General features: G+C 28.0%; 15 protein-coding genes. 2 read left to right on the forward strand and 13 right to left on the reverse strand.

Going from position 1 to position 18,275, the window contains the following annotated elements; all coding sequences use genetic code 11:
- Window positions 1-32: 32 nt before the first annotated feature.
- Complete coding sequence (gene rplM, locus AAC008_RS12675; RefSeq protein ID WP_339889667.1) at window positions 33-488, reverse strand: 50S ribosomal protein L13; 456 nt, start codon at window positions 486-488, stop codon at window positions 33-35.
- 242 nt (window positions 489-730) lie between these two features.
- Between rplM and AAC008_RS12680 the strand changes: the two genes are divergently transcribed.
- Window positions 731-1,759 (forward strand): LacI family DNA-binding transcriptional regulator, encoded by a 1,029-nt coding sequence (locus AAC008_RS12680; RefSeq protein ID WP_339889669.1) that lies wholly within the window; start codon window positions 731-733, stop codon window positions 1,757-1,759.
- A 1-nt stretch (window position 1,760) separates the two neighbouring features.
- On the opposite strand, the gene AAC008_RS12685 is transcribed toward AAC008_RS12680, so the two are convergent.
- From AAC008_RS12685 to AAC008_RS12700, 4 genes are read right to left on the reverse strand one after another with little or no spacing between them, the layout of a single operon-like run.
- The gene (locus tag AAC008_RS12685) at window positions 1,761-3,068 is read right to left on the reverse strand and encodes a serine hydrolase domain-containing protein (protein WP_339889670.1); all 1,308 of its coding nucleotides are present in this window, start codon (window positions 3,066-3,068) and stop codon (window positions 1,761-1,763) included.
- The gene (locus tag AAC008_RS12690) at window positions 3,065-3,733 is read right to left on the reverse strand and encodes a methyltransferase (protein ID WP_339889671.1); all 669 of its coding nucleotides are present in this window, start codon (window positions 3,731-3,733) and stop codon (window positions 3,065-3,067) included. Before AAC008_RS12690 ends, AAC008_RS12685 begins: the two co-directional genes overlap by 4 nt.
- Window positions 3,734-3,742: 9 nt before the next feature.
- Window positions 3,743-5,266 carry a radical SAM protein gene (locus AAC008_RS12695; protein ID WP_339889673.1) on the reverse strand — a complete coding sequence of 508 codons (1,524 nt, stop codon included), beginning with the start codon at window positions 5,264-5,266 and terminating at the stop codon, window positions 3,743-3,745.
- A 5-nt stretch (window positions 5,267-5,271) separates the two neighbouring features.
- On the reverse strand, window positions 5,272-6,354 hold the full coding sequence (locus AAC008_RS12700; RefSeq protein ID WP_339889675.1) for a radical SAM protein: 1,083 nt from the start codon (window positions 6,352-6,354) through the stop codon (window positions 5,272-5,274).
- Window positions 6,355-6,519: 165 nt separating this feature from the next.
- On the opposite strand from AAC008_RS12700, the gene AAC008_RS12705 reads away from it, so the two are divergent.
- Window positions 6,520-7,614: a glycosyltransferase gene (locus tag AAC008_RS12705; RefSeq protein ID WP_339889677.1), complete on the forward strand. Its 1,095-nt coding sequence runs from the start codon at window positions 6,520-6,522 to the stop codon at window positions 7,612-7,614.
- Here the strand turns inward: AAC008_RS12705 and AAC008_RS12710 are convergent.
- The 8 genes from AAC008_RS12710 to polA all read right to left on the reverse strand — a co-directional run bounded on the left by AAC008_RS12710 (window position 7,611) and on the right by polA (window position 18,250).
- A complete protein-coding gene (locus AAC008_RS12710) occupies window positions 7,611-8,642 on the reverse strand; it encodes a glycosyltransferase (RefSeq protein WP_339889678.1) in 1,032 nt (343 codons plus the stop codon). The two genes, AAC008_RS12705 and AAC008_RS12710, sit on opposite strands and share 4 nt — an antisense overlap.
- Entirely contained in the window at window positions 8,643-10,343 is a 1,701-nt protein-coding gene (locus AAC008_RS12715) for an ABC transporter ATP-binding protein (protein WP_339889679.1), read from the reverse strand. It lies immediately after the preceding gene.
- A gap of 115 nt (window positions 10,344-10,458) precedes the next feature.
- The gene (locus tag AAC008_RS12720) at window positions 10,459-11,835 is read right to left on the reverse strand and encodes a radical SAM protein (protein ID WP_339889680.1); all 1,377 of its coding nucleotides are present in this window, start codon (window positions 11,833-11,835) and stop codon (window positions 10,459-10,461) included.
- Window positions 11,832-12,611 carry a class I SAM-dependent methyltransferase gene (locus tag AAC008_RS12725; RefSeq protein WP_339889682.1) on the reverse strand — a complete coding sequence of 260 codons (780 nt, stop codon included), beginning with the start codon at window positions 12,609-12,611 and terminating at the stop codon, window positions 11,832-11,834. Before AAC008_RS12725 ends, AAC008_RS12720 begins: the two co-directional genes overlap by 4 nt.
- Window positions 12,601-14,046 carry a radical SAM protein gene (locus AAC008_RS12730; RefSeq protein WP_339889684.1) on the reverse strand — a complete coding sequence of 482 codons (1,446 nt, stop codon included), beginning with the start codon at window positions 14,044-14,046 and terminating at the stop codon, window positions 12,601-12,603. The genes AAC008_RS12725 and AAC008_RS12730 overlap by 11 nt, the downstream gene beginning before the upstream one ends.
- On the reverse strand, window positions 14,039-14,941 hold the full coding sequence (locus AAC008_RS12735; protein WP_339889686.1) for a nucleotidyltransferase domain-containing protein: 903 nt from the start codon (window positions 14,939-14,941) through the stop codon (window positions 14,039-14,041). The genes AAC008_RS12730 and AAC008_RS12735 overlap by 8 nt, the downstream gene beginning before the upstream one ends.
- A gap of 11 nt (window positions 14,942-14,952) precedes the next feature.
- Window positions 14,953-15,342 (reverse strand): hypothetical protein, encoded by a 390-nt coding sequence (locus AAC008_RS12740; RefSeq protein ID WP_339889687.1) that lies wholly within the window; start codon window positions 15,340-15,342, stop codon window positions 14,953-14,955.
- Window positions 15,343-15,397: 55 nt separating this feature from the next.
- On the reverse strand, window positions 15,398-18,250 hold the full coding sequence (polA, locus tag AAC008_RS12745) for a DNA polymerase I (protein ID WP_339889689.1): 2,853 nt from the start codon (window positions 18,248-18,250) through the stop codon (window positions 15,398-15,400).
- Window positions 18,251-18,275 lie beyond the last annotated feature (25 nt).

Consider the following 18,275-nt stretch of genomic DNA (forward strand, 5'->3'; position numbering starts at 1 on the left):
TTTTCTTCTACCGATTTTGTGAATAACTCCCATTACTTAAGATCGTTTAGGTTAACAGTTTTAGGTTTTTGAGCTCCATGAGTATGCTCAGCACCTACAAATACATTTAAATTTCGGAATAACTCAGCACCTAATTTATTTTTAGGTAGCATTCCTTTTACAGCTTTTTCTACTAATAATGCAGGGTTTTTTTGTTGCATTACTTTAGCAGTCAAACTTCTTTGTCCTCCTGGGTAACCTGTGTGACGAATATATGTTTTTTCGTCTAGCTTGTTACCACTAAGGGTGATTTTTTCTGCGTTGATAACTATTACGTTATCTCCACAGTCAACGTGCGGTGTAAAACCAGGCTTGTGCTTTCCTCTTAAAAGTATTGCTACTTTTGAAGAAAAACGACCTAAGGTTTGACCTTCAGCATCTACAACAACCCACTGTTTGTCAACTGTGGCTTTGTTAGCTGAAACCGTCTTGTAGCTTAATGTGTTCACGATAATTTATTTTAATTAAACATTCCATTCCCATCCGATGGTTCGGGTAAGGGAGTGCAAAAGTACAATTATTTATTATATAACCAAACACGAATTACATTATTATTTGCATTGTGAATGAAGTAGTTATAATCAGAGCAAAAAAAGAAGGGTTATAAATATGTAAAAGGAATGTCAAACTTTATTAACCTTAAGTTCAAAATATTATTTTAAAATCACTAATTTTACCTTTTTAACATATTATGAAATCAAAAGCAACATTAAAACAAATCGCAAAAGAATTAGGGGTTTCTGTATCAACTGTTTCTAAAGCATTAAGTGATAGTTCTGAGATAAGTGAAAGTACAAAAGTAAAAATAAAAGAGTTTGCGGCTTTAAAAAACTACAAGCCTAATAGTATAGCTAAGAATTTAAAAAACCAAAGAACGAATACCATTGGTGTAATTATACCTAATATATTAAATCCTTTTTTTGCTAAAGTATTTAGCGGAATTGAAAAACGTGCACTAGAACGTGGATACAATGTTATTACTGGAATTTCTAATGAATCTCAAAAGAAAGAAGAGCAGGTGATGGAAATGTTAAATAATGGAACTATAGACGGCTTTATTATTTCACTTTCAGAAGAAACGCAATCAGAAAAAAAATATTCTCATATAAAAGAGATTCTAAATAGCGGAACACCAATTGTTATGTTTGACAGAGTTGCTGATGAAATAAAATGTGATAAAGTAATAGTGGATGATTTAGATTCTGCTTTTGATGCCACTAATCACCTTATTAAAATTGGCTGTAGAAAGATTGCTTTGTTATCTACTATTGATAATATAAGTGTTGGAAAGTTGAGATTAGAAGGTTTTAAAAAAGCAATTGAAAGTAAAAATCAAATTTTAGATGTAGAATTATTAATAGTTGAAAATGACATAAATGTTTTAGAATCAAAATTCGAAAAGTTATTAAGTTCAAAAAAGATAGATGCTGTTTTTGCTTTAAATGAAGTTGCAACAACAACTGCTTTTAGATTAGCCTTAAAAAAAGGGGTAAAAATTCCTGAGGAAATAAATTTTATTGGTTTTGCTGATGGTGTTTGGTCTAAAAGATTAACACCAAGTCTGTCAACGGTTAGCCAACATGCACCAGAAATTGGAAAAAACGCTGCTGACTTATTAATTGATAGATTAGAAGACAAAACGGAAAAAGAAATTCCAGAATACAAAACAGTTGTTATTAAAACAGAACTACGTCAACGAGAATCAACTAAAAAATTTTAAACTACTCTCTAGTAAATTTAAATTTTTGTCCTCCTTGTTTTAAGGTAAATTTATTTTCTTCAAAAACCATTTCAATACCAGCTGTTTGAAAAACAAATTCAGTATCGCTTTTTGGTGTTAAAGGAAAAGAAGGTTGACCAGTTGCTTGAGCAATTAATTCTCCGTTTTTAATTGAAACAGTTATTTTTAAAGGGATTTCTGGAGAAGTATAAATCCCAGTATATTTTGATAAAACAGAATTGTCAATTTTGTCAAAATTTGGAAAAGGAAAAGGTATTTTATAATAGATGCTTAAGATCCCAATCATAATATCATTTCTATTAAAATTATCGCCATTTACTATTAAGGAAACTCCCAAATTGTCATTAGGATAATATCCAACAACTGCTCTAAAGTTTTCAATTCCTCCTGTATGTCCATAAAATTTTCTTTCTCCAAACGGAAATTGCATTAAAGCTATTCCATAACCCTCTTTTAAATCTTTCATGGCTTCTAAGGAAGTGTTTTTAACTAATTTTCCATTAAACAACGCAAACATAAATTCGGTTAAATCATCTGGTGTTGATATAATTTCACCAGCAGCGAAGGCAACATTATTTCCCCATTCAGCTGATTTTTCCCAATCAGTGCCATTAAAAATATAAGAATAACTTTCTTTTTTGGAAGAATCTATTTTGCCATTTGGATAATAAGTGTTTTTTAATCCAAGCTTTTTAATAATTCTATTATCAACATTTGATGAATAAGATTCTTTTGTTAACTTTTCGATTATTCCACCTAATAAATAATAATTTGAATTGCTGTATAAAAATTGTGAACCTGGCTCAAAAATAGATTCATAATTGTTTATTTTGTTGTAGATAACCGTTTTTAAATCATTACTAGCAAAATCTTCAACTGAAAGTGAATCTTGATTGATATAATCCTTAATTCCTGTTCTATGGTGTAATAAATCATAAATAGAAATTTTTTCTGCATTTTGAACTTTTGGAAAAAACTTGGTCAACTTGCTTTCTAAACGCAATTTTTTTTCTTCAATTAACTGCATAATAATAGTTGCAGTAAATGTTTTTGTAATTGAACCAATTTTATATTTTGTAGAATTTGTTGCTTCAATTTTCTTTTCTTCATCAGCAAAGCCATAAGCTTTTGAAAACACAACTTCATTTCCTTCTCGCAAGGAAACTGAACCCATGAATTTATTATTGTCGTTTAAATAGGTCAATAAACTATCTAATCTTTGGAAACGTTCTTGCGTATAACCAGTAAAAGTTAAAAACAATAATGCTATTAAAACTATTTTTTTCATGATTCAATTTTATCAATTATAAATATATAATTTATTTCTTTTATAACGCTTTTTTGAGCTACACATTTCATTGATAGGTTGTTTTTTTTTGCAATAGCTTTTATTCTTTCTAAATCACAATCTTCGGAAAGTATCATGTAAATAGAATTAGATGTTTTTTTATAGTTTAGGAGTTGAGAAAATAATGATTCAAAATATTCAAAATTTTCACCGCAAAACCAAGCTTGTTCTTTTATGTTTTTTGGAGATTTTGGATAATAAGGTGGATTAATAATGATGAAATCAAAAGTAGAATTTTCTATTGAATCAAACAAGTCAGAATAAATAGTTGTTACTGAAAGTTTGTTTTTTTCTGCATTTTCATTTAAAAACTTCAAAGCTGTTTTATTAATGTCTGAAGCTAAGACATTTGCTCCTTTTTTTGATGCTAAAAGTGAAATAATCCCAGAACCGCAACCTAACTCTAAAACCGTTTTATTTTCTAATTCTATTGGTTTGATAAAATCAAGTAAAATTTTTGTGCTTAAGGTTAAATGAGGTGGAAAAACATTTGGATGAACTTTAATACAAATGTCTTCATAGCAATATTTTCTAGGTTTAAAATAGAATAATTTTAATCCAAGTTTTAAAAAGGGATGTGTTATTTTTTTAATGAATTCTCTCATATTCCTTTTCTATTCAGAATAAAATCCTTCAATTTCTGGTTGTCTGTATTTCCAAAATTTATGCAATGCTTTTATTTCATAGGGAAATTTATAAAACCCTGTTTTGTATCTAATTCCTGAAACTGATTTTAAGATTGATTTTTTATAACCTTTAATTCTAAAATCTGAAACTGTTGGATAATAACCATTTAACACTGTTTCAAAATTCATAATAGTGTCAATCATGTAAGGTTTTAACCAAGGAGTTAAAGGGTTTTTTCGTAAATCGAAGTTTTCCCAACTTGGCGAAATCCAGTCTTCTAATCGTTCTGGAAATGAAAACCCTGCATCTAAAATTTGTTGATATAAATCAGAACCTTCTGTTGGAACAGGACTAAATAGATAAATTATGATTTCAGCATTTGGATTGATTTCTTTTATTTCCTTAATAAAATTAATATCCCACAAAATTTGGTCATATACTTCTTTCTCGGTTTTTGCAGGCATTCCTAAAACAAAAGATAATTCCGGAATTATATCAGCATTTTTCATTCGAAGTACAAAATCTTTAATCATTTGTCCCGATTGTGTTCCACCTTTGTTCATCTGTTTTAAAACAGCATCATTTCCGGTTTCAGCACCAAGAAATATCATTTTACAACCTGCTTTTCGCATCAATTTTAAATCAGCATCGCTATACATATTAATGGTATCGATTCTTCCTTCTCCCCAATAACTGATGTTGTCGTTTAAAATAAGTTCCGAAAATTCTAAAACTCTCTTTTTTGATGTAAAGAAATTATTATCGTGAAATTCAATAGCATCAATATTGTGTTTTTCTTTGAAAAATTTTACGTCTTCATACATTCTTGCAGCAGACATTCCTTTCCATTTGGCATTAAAAATAGGCACAACAGCACAAAAAGAACAAGAAAAAGGACAACCCATACTTGAATGATAAGACAAAGTAGTCTTTCCCATAAAGGTTTTAGCCAAATAATTTTTTACAGGATAAAAGGAGTTTAAATACTCATAAGGAAATTTTGGTAACGTGTCTTGATCTAGTAAAGCTTCAACTGCATTTTTTACAATTTCATCTTTATCATTTTTAAAAATTAGATTTTTAATAGATGATAAATTTTCAAGACTATTAGATTCTAAAGTGTTTAATAATTCTGGGAAAGTATTGTCTCCTGGACCATTTATAACATAATCTACAGTTTCAGAATTTAGACAAACTTTATATTGATTTGAAGCAAAATAACCACCCCAAATTGTTATAACATCTGGAAAAAGTTCTTTAATTTTTCTTGTAAACGGAATCGCTTGACGCAATTGAGGACCAGGCATAACTGTAGAACCAAAATATTTGAATTCACCTGTTTTTAGATGATTTTCAATAGTTTGCCAAGGATTTTCTTCTAAATTTCCATCTACAAAAACATATTCAAATTTTCCATGAATGGATGCTCCAACTTGTAAGATAGAATTAGGAATTCGATGCTTGCTATTAGCACTTTTAGGATTGAATAGTATTGTTTTGTTTTTGCTCATTATTTTTAAGTTGCACTACAACATCTATTACACCCTGGTAATAATCCATTTGCTGTATTTAAATCTTTTCTAAGATTTTTTAGTATTGATGATTCCCATATTGTTGATAATTTTTCTTTATAGATATTTCCAATAGTTAAATTGTAACACCTTCCATGTGCAGGAATAACACTTCCATCTGATTTTATCATAATACTAGTATAAACAGCATTACAATTTGTTCCAATTTTTTCTTCTGGTTCTAAATAGTATTTTTTTAGTACAGAACTTGTAGAAATATCTGGTGAAAAATAAACTTTACAAGGATATTTGTTTTGTTTTATTGTTTTGATTTCTTCAAATAGCAAATCTAAATTCATTTTTGAAAAATCTATTAAATCCACATTAGAGTCTTTAATAGGGTAGTTTATTCCCCAAATAGATTCATTGTGAGTGTTTGACATTTCTGTAGTTATAAATTGAGTATGCATAAATCCAATTTCATCAACTTCAACTTCTAATAATTTAGCTATTAACTCATTTAAGAAACCTATATTCCATTGTGTTATGGCACAAATCACAGATATTTTTGGGCAGTTTTTATTCGCTTTAAGTTTTTTTATTCCTTCAATTGCTTTTTGAAAAGATTTTTTATGTCCTCTTATTTCGTTGTGTATTTCTTCTGGCCCATCTAAGGAAACAAAAATTTCATTTAAACCTGCATCAACTAATAAATCTGCTTTGATTGATAATGTTAATGCATTTGTTGTAATAGTTGTAAACAAACCTTTTTCATTAGCATATTTTAATGATTCAACTAAGTGTGGATAAACCAATGGCTCAGTAAATGCATAAGCTAATTTTGCTTTTGGGTAATATTTTGCTGTTTCATCTATTATTTTTTTGGTTAAATCTAATGGCATATTTAAAGGATGTGTTCCTACTAAATTTTGTGCAAAATTAGAATCCATATTTTTTGTTCCAACATCACACATTTTACAATGTAAGTTGCAAACATTATTTACTCCAAGCACAATCCATTCTGGACCAAAAAGATAATTTTTTGGCAATAGTTTTTTGTTAGTGGATTTTAATAATTGTGTAATCATTTCTAGTATTAATATCCCAAAAATAGTGATTTTTATTTGTTTAAATTTAAAATAGCAAGATTAGGTTAATGTTTGTATTGAATTGTAACCATAAAAGGAATAATTATTTTATAGAACTAAAAATTTGAACTAACTTTCAAAAATAATTTTAACAATTTTATTTAAATGGGGAAGATAAATTTCATTGATCTATCTGTTTATGATAGAAATATTAAATCTATTAGTAATGAAAAAAGACTAACTAGGCATTCTTTAGGTTATCTTGATTTTCTTTCAAATGAGATTCGAGCTTCTATAGTTCGTTTTGGAGGCTCTTTTCAAGAAGCGGATAATTATAAATTATATAGATACAACATTATTGATTTAATGAAGTTCTATCGTTTTTTTAAATCTAGTCAAAATTCAGTGGTTCTTTTTCATAGTTTCTCATTTCCAATTAGATATTTGATTTGTAAATATTTATTTCGGGATAAGGTTAAATGGATAATTCAACATCATGCTGGTGAACCTTCTAAAAATAGGTTTAAATCTTTTATTCAAAAAATTGCATATTCTAAAGCTGATGCTTATTTATTTGTTAGTAAAGAACAAGCATCAAGTTATATTAAAAAAGGTTTAATTAAAAAGAAAGAACAAGTTTATGAAATAATGGAATGTTCAACACCTTTTGTTCTTAAAAATAAATTAATTTGTAGAAATAAACTTGAACTTGGTGCAAATTCAAAAATATTTATTTGGGTAGGAGGATTAGACAAGAATAAAGACCCAATGACAATGCTAAAGGCAATTAAACAGCATGAAAATAAAGGAAATATTTTTTTAGTATTTATGTTTTTTAATAGAGAGAACTTATTAGATGAAGTTCAACATTTTATTGTGGAAAATAATTTAGAAGAAACGGTTTTTTTGAAGGGAAAAATTGATAACTCTGAGTTAGAAGACTGGTATAATGCTTCAGATTTTTATATTTCTTGTTCTTTTACCGAAGGAAGTGGAATCGCTATGGCAGAAGCAACAGCTTGTGGCTGTATACCTATTGTTAGTAATATTCCTTCTTTTGAGATTATGACAGACAATGGTAACATTGGTTATCATTTTGAAAAAGGCGATTATATTGATTTAGCAAATAAGTTAATTTTATTAGATAGTCTAGAACTAGACTCTGAAAGGATTAGAGTTAGTAATATGTTTAGAGAAAAAACTTCTTTTGAAGCAATTGGTTTAAAAATGTCTCATTTAATAAAAAAATTAAAGGACTAACTATAAAAAAGATTATATACTTCTTCACAAACATAATCCATAGAATAATAAATCACTCGCTTTGGTTTTTTAGGATTTTCTAATAAGTTTATAAGGGTTATTAATATGTCTTTTTTTGAATTAGCACAATAAAAATTTTCAACAGCTCTATCCATCGTTTGTAATGTTCCTACTAATTGACAACCTGAATATAAAGCTTCATAATAAACAGTAGGTCCACCTTCAAAAGTAGAAGTGTGTAGAAATATTTTAGAATTATTCATTTTTAAAAGTATTTCTTTATGTGAAAGTAACCCTAAGAATGTTACGTTTTTTTCTAATTGGTTTGTTTTAACAAATTCCTTCAATTTAGATTCCTCAGTTCCAATTCCAGCAATTTCAACTTTTATATTTGGGTTAATATTTTTTAATTCTAAAATTATATCTAAAAATAAGGAATAATTTTTTAATGGAGATAACCAACCAGCTCCAAAAACATCAATGCTTCTTTCATTTGTATTTAATTCAGGGAATAAATTTTTGTTTACAGCTATTGGAATAATTTTATGTGCTTTAATCTTTATTGATTCATATAAAACGTTATTACTATAATTTGAAATAGCTATAATCTTTTTAGAATCTGGTTTAAATAATCTTAAAAAGATATTATCTCTTTTTACATCTTGGCCAAGCATCCATGAATAAGTTTTTTGGTTTGTTAAATGAGAGTAAACACTAAAATCATTATACCATAAATTCAAAATTCCATCGTATTTGTTTTCTTTTTTTAAACGATTTATTTTATAAAATGATTTTATAAGAAAGATAATTTTAAAGGGATATCTAATATTATTACCATTTAGGGGAATTACTTTTATTCCATGCCAATAATAAGGTGTGCTTATTGGTTTTTGTGTAGAAATAATAGTTACTTCTACATTTTTATATTTTTCAACAAAAGCATGAAATACGTGTTGAAGAAAACAAACCATATAGCTTTCACTATCATCTTTTGGAAAACTAGGTGTTATAAATAATAACTTTTTCATTTAATTAGAATTAATAATTAAGTTGTTATTTTCTAATGTATAAACGAAATCACATAAAGAATATATTGATGGGTTATGAGATACTATTATAACAGCAGTGTTTTTATCTTTTGCTGTTTTTTTAATAAAATCATATATTTTACTTTCTAGTTTTTCATTTTGTTGGTTTGTTGATTCATCAAGAATTAAAAGTTTTGGTTTGTTATATAATGCTCGTGCTAATGCTAATCTTTGTTTTTGTCCTCCTGATAATTTAGAACTATTGTGAGTTATTATTGTATTTAAACCCATTGGCATTTTTTCTATCATGTTTTTTAGTTCTAAATTGTCAAGTATAAAATTAATATAATCGAGATCAATATTTGTACTTTGTCTCATCGTTATATTTTCTAGTAAAGTTCCATTAAATAGAAAAGGTTGTTGAGCAACATAACTAATGAATTGAAAAAAATGATTTTTTTCAACGACATTACCATCAACACTTATTTCTCCTTTTTCAGGAGCTAATATACCTGCAACAATATGTAAGAAAGTGCTTTTTCCAGAACCTGTAACTCCTTTTATTCCAATAATTTCTCCTCTTTTTATGTTGAAATTTAAATTTTCAAAAATTGTATCTTTTTTAGAATAATTAAAATCAATTTCATTGAAAGATAGTACGTCATTAAAAGTATTATAAACTATCGACTCTGATTCTATTTTATTAATATCCATTAAAGTATTTACGCTATAAATATGAGAATTTATTATTGTTATGGAATTTAGAATCTTACTTAAAGAAGGAATTATTTTAATAATTAAAGCACCTAAAACAGATATCAAAACGAAGTTTTCAGTACTATTTGGAAAAAGAAAATTATACAATATAAATCCAGCAATTCCTATAATTAAGAACAACTCTAAATATTTTGAATAATTACTTGATGAAGATGTTAGTAAACTAGTTACCTCATTTAAAGCTTTGTTATGAGTTTTAAACTTATTTAAAAAAGAGTTGTGGTTTCCTGTACTTTTAATTTCTATATATCCATCAAGTATATTTAATAATTCAGCATTAGATTTAGAATAAGCTTCTTTAAATGTTTCATTAATAAGATTAATTTCTTTTTTTTTCATTTGGTATAAATAAAGAGCAAAAACACCTACTAAAACCAATATCATTAATGTTAATTTAAAATAAAAAAACATCAGAAAAATAATTATTATTGACAAGATTAAAAATTCTGATACTAAATATATAAGTGAACCTAAAAGAGATGAACTAAAGTCATTGGTAACTCTAGTAATTTTTTGAATTAAATTTCCTTTATTTTGTTTCTGGAAAGTAATGTAATCACTTTTTAAATATTTTTCTAAAATTGACATAGAAAGATTGTGTGACATTGAATAGAGAAAATCATATAGCTTTACATTAAACCTAGTGTGTAATATGTTCTTTACTAAATATAATAAAACCAATAAAGACACTCCAATAAGTAAAGTAGTGTCGTTTATATGTTCAATATTTAGGTCGAATGTATTAATATATGTGACTAATTTGTCTTTGTCTAAAATAAGAAGAATTGCAGGAATTAAATATGCTATTGAAATTAAATCCATAATACTAAATGCTAATGAAGCATATAAAAAATGATGTAATTTTTTATAATTATCTTTAGGTACTATCTTTTTAATAGCTATAAAAAGTTGTGTTAATTTCATTTAATTTTCATTTATTATGGCAATTTTTTATACAGTGGAATATTTATAAATTAGCTTTTTATTAATCTGTACAAAGAAAAAGGGAAATTTTTTTCTATAATTATGAAGTTGTAAATCATAATAGTCTATGATAAATCATTAATCCACTAGCCAAAACAGATTTCACTTTATGCTTCAATGCTTTTATAGATGTTTTCGAATTTGTTCTGCTAAATTCAACTTCATTCACAACCTTGCTAACAGCATATTTATAGAATTTTTTGGAATAAGTTCGTTCAAATTCAATTTCTCTATCGGTTGAGGTTTCCCAATCTAATTTACTTGTAATTTTATTTCCGACTTCATTATAAAGTGAAGTTCCTTTTATTGGATAAGCAACTGTTATAGTGTATAAAGTTGGATTTGCATCTTTCAAATATTGTATAGTTTCAGTTATGTCTTCTTCCGTTTCTCCAGGATAACCAAGCATTATGAATGTTCCAGTTTCTATTCCAAGAGCATTTGTTTTTTGAATGGCTTCTTTCACAACATTAACGTCAACTCTTCTGTCCATTAAGTCAATGATTTTTTGCGAACCACTTTCGGCACCAATCCAAATTCTGAAACAACCTATTTCTTTTAATAAATCTAAAATTTCATCGTTCAATCTTTCCGCACGAGTAATACATTCAAACGGAATTATGGCATCTTGTTTCAAAACTTCTTCACTAAAAGCTAACAACCATTTATGACTCACCGTAAAAACATCATCCACAAACCACAGAGCATCTGGATTGAATTTTTCTTTCAACATTTTCATTTCTTCAGCCACTTGTTCTGCCGGCCTTCTTCTATAACTTTGTCCGTAAACAGCTGTGCTACACCATTTGCATGTATAAGGACAACCACGTTGCGTAGAAATCGTCATGGAACTTTGTCCGTGATTGTTTTTCCAAGTATCCAAATAGTTTTGCATGTTAATTGCATCTCTATTTGGCAAAGGCAATTCATCTAATTCCTTAAATTTTACTCTAGGATTGGTTTGAATGACTTCGTTGTTTTCTAAAAAAGCAATTCCGTTTATGTTGTGATAATTTTCGTTATTGATAATGGCATTATACAACTCAAAAGTAGTTTCTTCTCCTTCACCAATGACTAAAAAATCAGCTCCAGCTTTTAAATAATTTTCTACATTATAAGAAACATCTGGACCACCAAGAACAATTTTCGGAAAGTTGAATTTTTCAGTTTTAAGTGTTTTTATTAATTTAATGACTTCAATTTTTGTCATCAAATTGGTGTACATACAAATTACTTTTGGCTTTTTATTTTTAATAAATTCTAATTGTTTTTCTATAGATGAAAAAGTAGTGTCAAAAACATCATTACCTATATTTTTACTTTTCAAATAGGCAGACACATACAACAACCCTAATGGTGGATAAGGTTTCATTATCTTTTGCTCTTTCAAGTCATCAGATAAATAGTAAGCATGTGTAAATAGTAAACTCATATTTTTTGTAAAACAATTAAATAATGATCTGCAAATTTTGAAAGAAATGACCAATTTTTGATTTTTGATTCCAGCTTATTTAAAAATCGTAAAAAACCTTTCTTATTTTTAAAAAAAGGTTCTAAATAAGATGGTGGAATAAAAAATCCAACAGGTTTAACAGCTAAACAATCAAAATTTGATTTGGATAAATTTACAATATCTTTTGGATTATAATAATACGTTGGAACACTTATGCCATCAACATTTGCAAAAGCTACTTTTTTGGCACGTCTAAAAGCGGTTTTAAATTTACCTTTTAGGATAAAATATACTTTTTCCCAAAGTGTATTTTTTGGCATTATCACTAAAATCAATTTTCCTTTTTCTGATAGAATAGTGGAAACTGAGTTTAGAAATTGTGATAATTCATTTTTATCTAAACAATTCAAGCCTCCAAAATTTGAAAAAACAGTGTCGAACTTTTTATCTTTAAATTGTTCTGTAATTGTAGTAATGTCAGCTTGAACAAAGATGCCGTTTTGATGTGATTCTTTAGTATTAGCAACAGCAATCATTTCATTTGAAATATCTGTAGCAATTACAATATGATTTTTCTTGGCTAACCAAATGGCATCTTCACCAGTTCCACAATTAATTTCTAGAATGTTTAGTTTTTGATTTGAAAGTAACTTTTCAAGATGATGATATACAACATTTCGTTGCAATTTTCCAATTTTAGAATTGGAGAAAGTGTCATCATAATTTTGGGCCGCTTTGTCAAAACTAGCTTTCATTTTCCAAAGTTTTTAAAGCCATTTTATCCAAAAAAGCACTCGGAATATAATATCCCAATTTTAAAATTGATTTTATTTTTTCTTTAGTTAATGAAAATTTTTTCAGGTTTTGAAATCCTTGTGATTTTCTGAATTCCTTATGTACAAAACGTTGTAATTTTCTATAATAATTAGAATTGTAAGTTCCTTGAAACATCATATCAAAATCATCTGAATCTGTCCAATTGGCTTTCAACTTTAAATCGTCTTTTACTTTATCATAAAATTTTGTTCCTGGCAAAGGATATGATACTGAAATTCCTATGTTATCGGGTTTCAAATCTTTAACCATTTGAATTGTTTTCTGAATATCTTCTTGGTTTTCTGTCAAATAGCCAAACTGAAGAAATAGTGCAACACGAATGTTTTTTTGTTGTAAAAGACGTGTTGCTTCATAAATTTCTTCTACTTGTGTGCCTTTGTCCATAGCGTCCAAAATCTTTTGCGAACCACTTTCTGCACCAACCCAAACTTCTTCTAAACCAGATTCAGCCAAAGCATCAATTGTGTCTTCTTTTAATAATAAATCAACGCGACTTTGAATATAATAACTAATTTTTTGATTTGCTTTTTTTAACTCGACATTAAATTCTTGAACCCAATTTGGTTTTAAACCAAAAATATCATCACACATCCAAAAACGGGTTACACCAAATTGTTCTTTTAAATATGTAATTTCTTTTACGATATATTCTGGAGAATGCGCATTGTAACGATTTCCATAAATGGGTTTTGCACACCAATTGCATTTGTAAGGACAACCACGAGTTGTAGCTAAATTTAAAGTGAATTCTTGTTTGCTTTGTTTCCAAACTTCTTTATAGGAATTCATGTCAACCAAATCCCAAGCAGGCAAAGGTAATTCGTCTAAATTTTGAAGAACTTTTCTTTTTGGATTGACTTTAATTTCGGTTTCGTTTTTAAAGACAATTCCGTTTATGGATTCAACACTTTTGTTTTCTTCTAAATGCGTTATTAATTCTGATAATGTTATTTCTCCTTCACCTTGAATGATGAAGTCTGCACCTTTTTCTATGTATTTTTCATAATGATCTGTAGAATCTGAACTAGATATTATTATTTTACAATCAAATGATTTTGCAATTGTAATCATTTCAAAACAAGCTTCACGCATATTGGTTAAGCACATTTTGGTTAGATAATTAAATCCATCATCATAAATGACTACATATTTAGGATTGTTTTCTTTTATTTTAGATGAAATTGTATTTGGAGAATCTAATAAGTTAGTGTCAAATAAATCGACTTCAAAACCTTTTTTACGAAGTAATGATGCTGCATACAAAGTTCCTAATGGTGGAAAAGGTGTTTTGTTTTTCCATTGTTTTGGATCTAATTTGTAATAATAAGAATGTGAAAAAAGAATTTTAGACATACTCTTTAGCTAATTCGATTTTAAATTTTATTTGTACTTCTTCTACTTTTTCATTTAAAGCTGTAATGACTTTTTTCTGAAAATTAGATGGATGATGTTTTGATATGTTTTTTGTTGATTTTAAAGCTATTTTGAAATCATCTTCATTTAAATAATGAAACTTTGAATTCCATTTTTTAAGTGTAAGTGTTTTGAATAAAGAATCAATTCCGTTTCCAACGTTATTATTCATAAGAAACTCTAAAAACGCTGTAAAATATGTCTTTTCAGTAGAATTTACTGAATCTGTATTTGGTTGAAAATTTGAAAAATAGTCATTAATCCAATTATTGTTTTTATAAAAATCTTCAAAAATTGTTTTTCCTTCTAAAGGAATTAAGGTTTTTAATTCGGTTGCGGTGAATCTATTTTTTTCTTGAATTTCTAATTGACTTTCAGATATAAAATAATTGATGCAAAAATATTTTCTTGAATTTAAAAGAAATAATTTTTTATAAAGCATCAATAATGTTCTACAAATCCAGAGTTTTGAATCTTTTGTAATCACAAAAAAATCAATATCACTATCTTCATCATAATAATCTTTTGATAAAGAACCAGAAATTCCAACGGCTTTTACAAAAGGAAATTTTGAAATAAATTTGGCTCTTTGTTTGGCAATAATCATAGCTTTTTTTGCTTGAATATTTCCTTTTAATCTTTTGGTAACGCTTTCTAAATCATTTCCGTATACATAAAAACCATCAATATCTGTTAGTATTTTTCTTTCTATTAATTGACTTATTTCACCTTTAGTCTCACTCAAATCATTGTGATTAGTGTAACTGTGAATTTCATCAATATTTAATGGATATCTAAATATCGAAAAATATAAAATTGTTTTTAATGATTCCAAATTTCATTTTTCTATTGTATAATGCCACAAACACCATTTACACAACCAACTTCTTCAGGTGGAGAAACTGCCATGCAATCTGAAATTGCTCCAGTTTCAATATTGTATTGATGTTCTAATTCATTATAATTATTAATTTTATTTGTAAGATAAGTTAAGTCAACTGCATTTGAAAAAACTAGATATTCCCATGGTCCACCACAAGGTTTTGAGCCAAAAGCTAAAAAATCGCAACCTACAGATGCATCACATTCAAAAGATGCAATATAGTCTAAAATAATTTGTTTTTCTTGAGCTAATTGTACTTGTTTAGTAGTTTGATTGCTGTTTTCTTCATCTTTTTCACACTGAAAACTTTGAAATAAAAGTACAATCGCAAATAATTTTATAATGTGTTTCATATTTATATTTCTTTAAAGATGCTTGTTTGTGTAATTGGTTGCTTTTTAAAGCTTATTAATGTGCTTCCAGCCAATCTTTACCCATTCCTAAATCAACAGTCAAAGGAACATCCATTTTAAATGCATTTTCCATTTCGGTTTTTATCATGGGTTGAATTTTTTCTAATTCGCTATTATGTACATCAAAAACAAGTTCATCATGCACTTGCAATAACATTTTTGATTTCCAATTTTCAGCAATTAATCGCTTGTAAATGTTTATCATGGCAATTTTGATAATATCAGCAGCGCTTCCTTGAATAGGTGCATTTACAGCATTTCGTTCTGCTCCACCACGAACCATTGCATTAGCCGAATTGATATCTTTTAAATACCTTCTTCTGCCCAAAACAGTTTGAACATAGCCATTTTCTCTTGCAAAATCAACTTGCTCTGACATGTAAGCCTTTAGTTTTGGATAACTTTGATAATAAGCTTCAATTAAATCAGCGGCTTCTTTTCTTGATAAATCTGTTTGGTTGCTTAATCCAAAGGCAGAAACACCATAAATGATTCCGAAATTAACCGTTTTTGCATTACTACGTTGTTCTTTAGTAACTTCTTCTAATGGAACATTAAATACTTTTGAAGCTGTACTTTTATGAATATCTTCGTTGTTTTGAAACGCTTTAATCATGTTTTCTTCACCAGATAAAGCTGCAATAATTCTCAATTCAATTTGAGAATAATCGGCTGCTAACAACGTATGGTTTTCATCACGAGCAATAAATGCTTTTCTAATTTGTCTTCCTCTTTCTGTACGAATAGGAATGTTTTGTAAATTAGGATTAGTAGAACTCAATCTTCCAGTTGCAGCGACTGTTTGCATGTAATCTGTATGAACTCTTTTTGTTTTTGCATCAACTTGGTTTGGTAAAGCATCAACATAAGTGCTTTGTAATTTTACCAGTTGTCTCCACTCTAAAATATTGCGTACAATTTCGTTGTCTTTGGCTAAATAACTTAAGATTTCTTCACCCGTTGCGTATTGACCTGTTTTGGTTTTCTTTTGTTTGGCTCCACCAATTTTAAGTTTATCAAATAAAATATCTCCCAATTGTTTTGGAGAAGCTAAATTGAAAGTTTCTCCAGCAATTTCATATATTTTTTGTTCTAATGCATTACTTTCTTCAGCCAATTCTTTTGACATTTTATTTAGGAATTCAACATCTAAATTGATTCCTTCTTTTTCCATAGCAGCTAAAACTTCAACTAACGGAATTTCGATTTCGTCAAATAGTTTTTTTGTGCCTACTTTTTCTAAAATTGGTTGAAAGTGTTCTTTTAATTGGTAAGTAATATCTGCATCTTCAACTGCATATTCTTTTACTTCTTCCAAAGGAACATCTTTCATTGATTTTTGATTCTTACCTTTTTTACCTATCAAAGCTTCAATGCTTTTTGGGCTATATTTTAAATAAGTTTCACTCAAAATATCCATATTGTGACGCATATCTGGATTAATCAAATAATGAGCAATCATCGTGTCGAATAATTTTCCTTTTACAGTGATGTTGTAATTTGAAAGTATTTTTAAATCATATTTTAAATTCTGACCAATTTTTTCAATCGCTTCGTTTTCGAAAAACGGCTTTATTTTTTCAATAAGAGTTAAAGCTTCCTCTTGATTTTCTGGAAAGGGAACATAAAATCCTTTTCCTTTTTCATAAGAGAAAGCTATTCCGACTAATTCAGCATTTAAAGCATCTAAGCCAGTTGTTTCAGTGTCAAAACATACAGAAGTTTGATTTTGTAAATTTTGAAGCAATAATTTCAAAGCTAAATCACCTTGAATTATTTGGTAGAAATGTTCCGTATTTTCTAAAGTTGCATAATATGAATTTGCACTTGGAGTATCATTTGAATCATCCGAAAAACCGAATAAATCCATTTGATCTATGTTTTTTGGAGTCGCTTTTTTTGCTGGTTTTGGAGTTTCACCATTATTTGGCGTTTCATTTGTGTTTATTTCGTCATAATCACTTCCATCTCTAAATAATTTATCAAATTGTTCTTGCATTCTTCTAAATTCCAATTCCTGAAAAATAGCTTCTGTTTTTTCAACGTCAGGTTTTGATAATTCAAAATCAGTTTCATTGAAAGTTACAGGACAATCGAGTAGGATAGTAGCTAGTTTTTTTGAAAGAATTCCTTTTTCCTTGTTAGCTTCAATGTTTTCTTTCATTTTTCCTTTAAGCTCATGTGTGCTTTCAAGTAGTTTTTCCATCGAACCATATTGAGCCAAAAATTTCTTAGCCGTTTTTTCTCCAACTCCAGGTAAACCAGGAATGTTATCTACAGCATCACCCATCATTCCAAGAAAATCTATAACTTGTAAAGGATGTTCTACTTCAAATTTTGCTTGAACTTCAGGAATTCCCCATATTTCAATACCGTTACCCATTCTAGAGGGTTTGTACATGAAAATATTTTCAGAAACTAATTGTGCAAAATCCTTATCTGGTGTTACCATAAAAACTTGATAACCCTCTTTTTCTGCTTGTTTAGCTAATGTTCCTATTAAATCATCAGCTTCAAAACCTACTTTTTCCATAATAGGAATGTGCATGGCTTTTAATAATTCTTGAATATAAGGAATAGCAATTTTTATAGCTTCTGGTGTTGCATCACGATTGGCTTTGTATTCTGGAAACATTTCATTTCTAATATGACTTCCACCATTATCAAAAGCAACTGCTAAATGATCTGGTTTTTCACGTTTAATTACATCCATTAAAGAATTCATAAATCCCATAATGGCAGATGTGTCCATTCCTTTAGAGTTAATTCTTGGATTTTTTATAAAGGCATAATAACCTCTAAATATTAAAGCATAAGCATCTAGAAGGAATAATCTTTTTTGTGACATGGTTCTGAAATTAATTTTAAAACGT

Source organism: uncultured Flavobacterium sp., from assembly GCF_963975515.1.
GTDB lineage: Bacteria > Bacteroidota > Bacteroidia > Flavobacteriales > Flavobacteriaceae > Flavobacterium.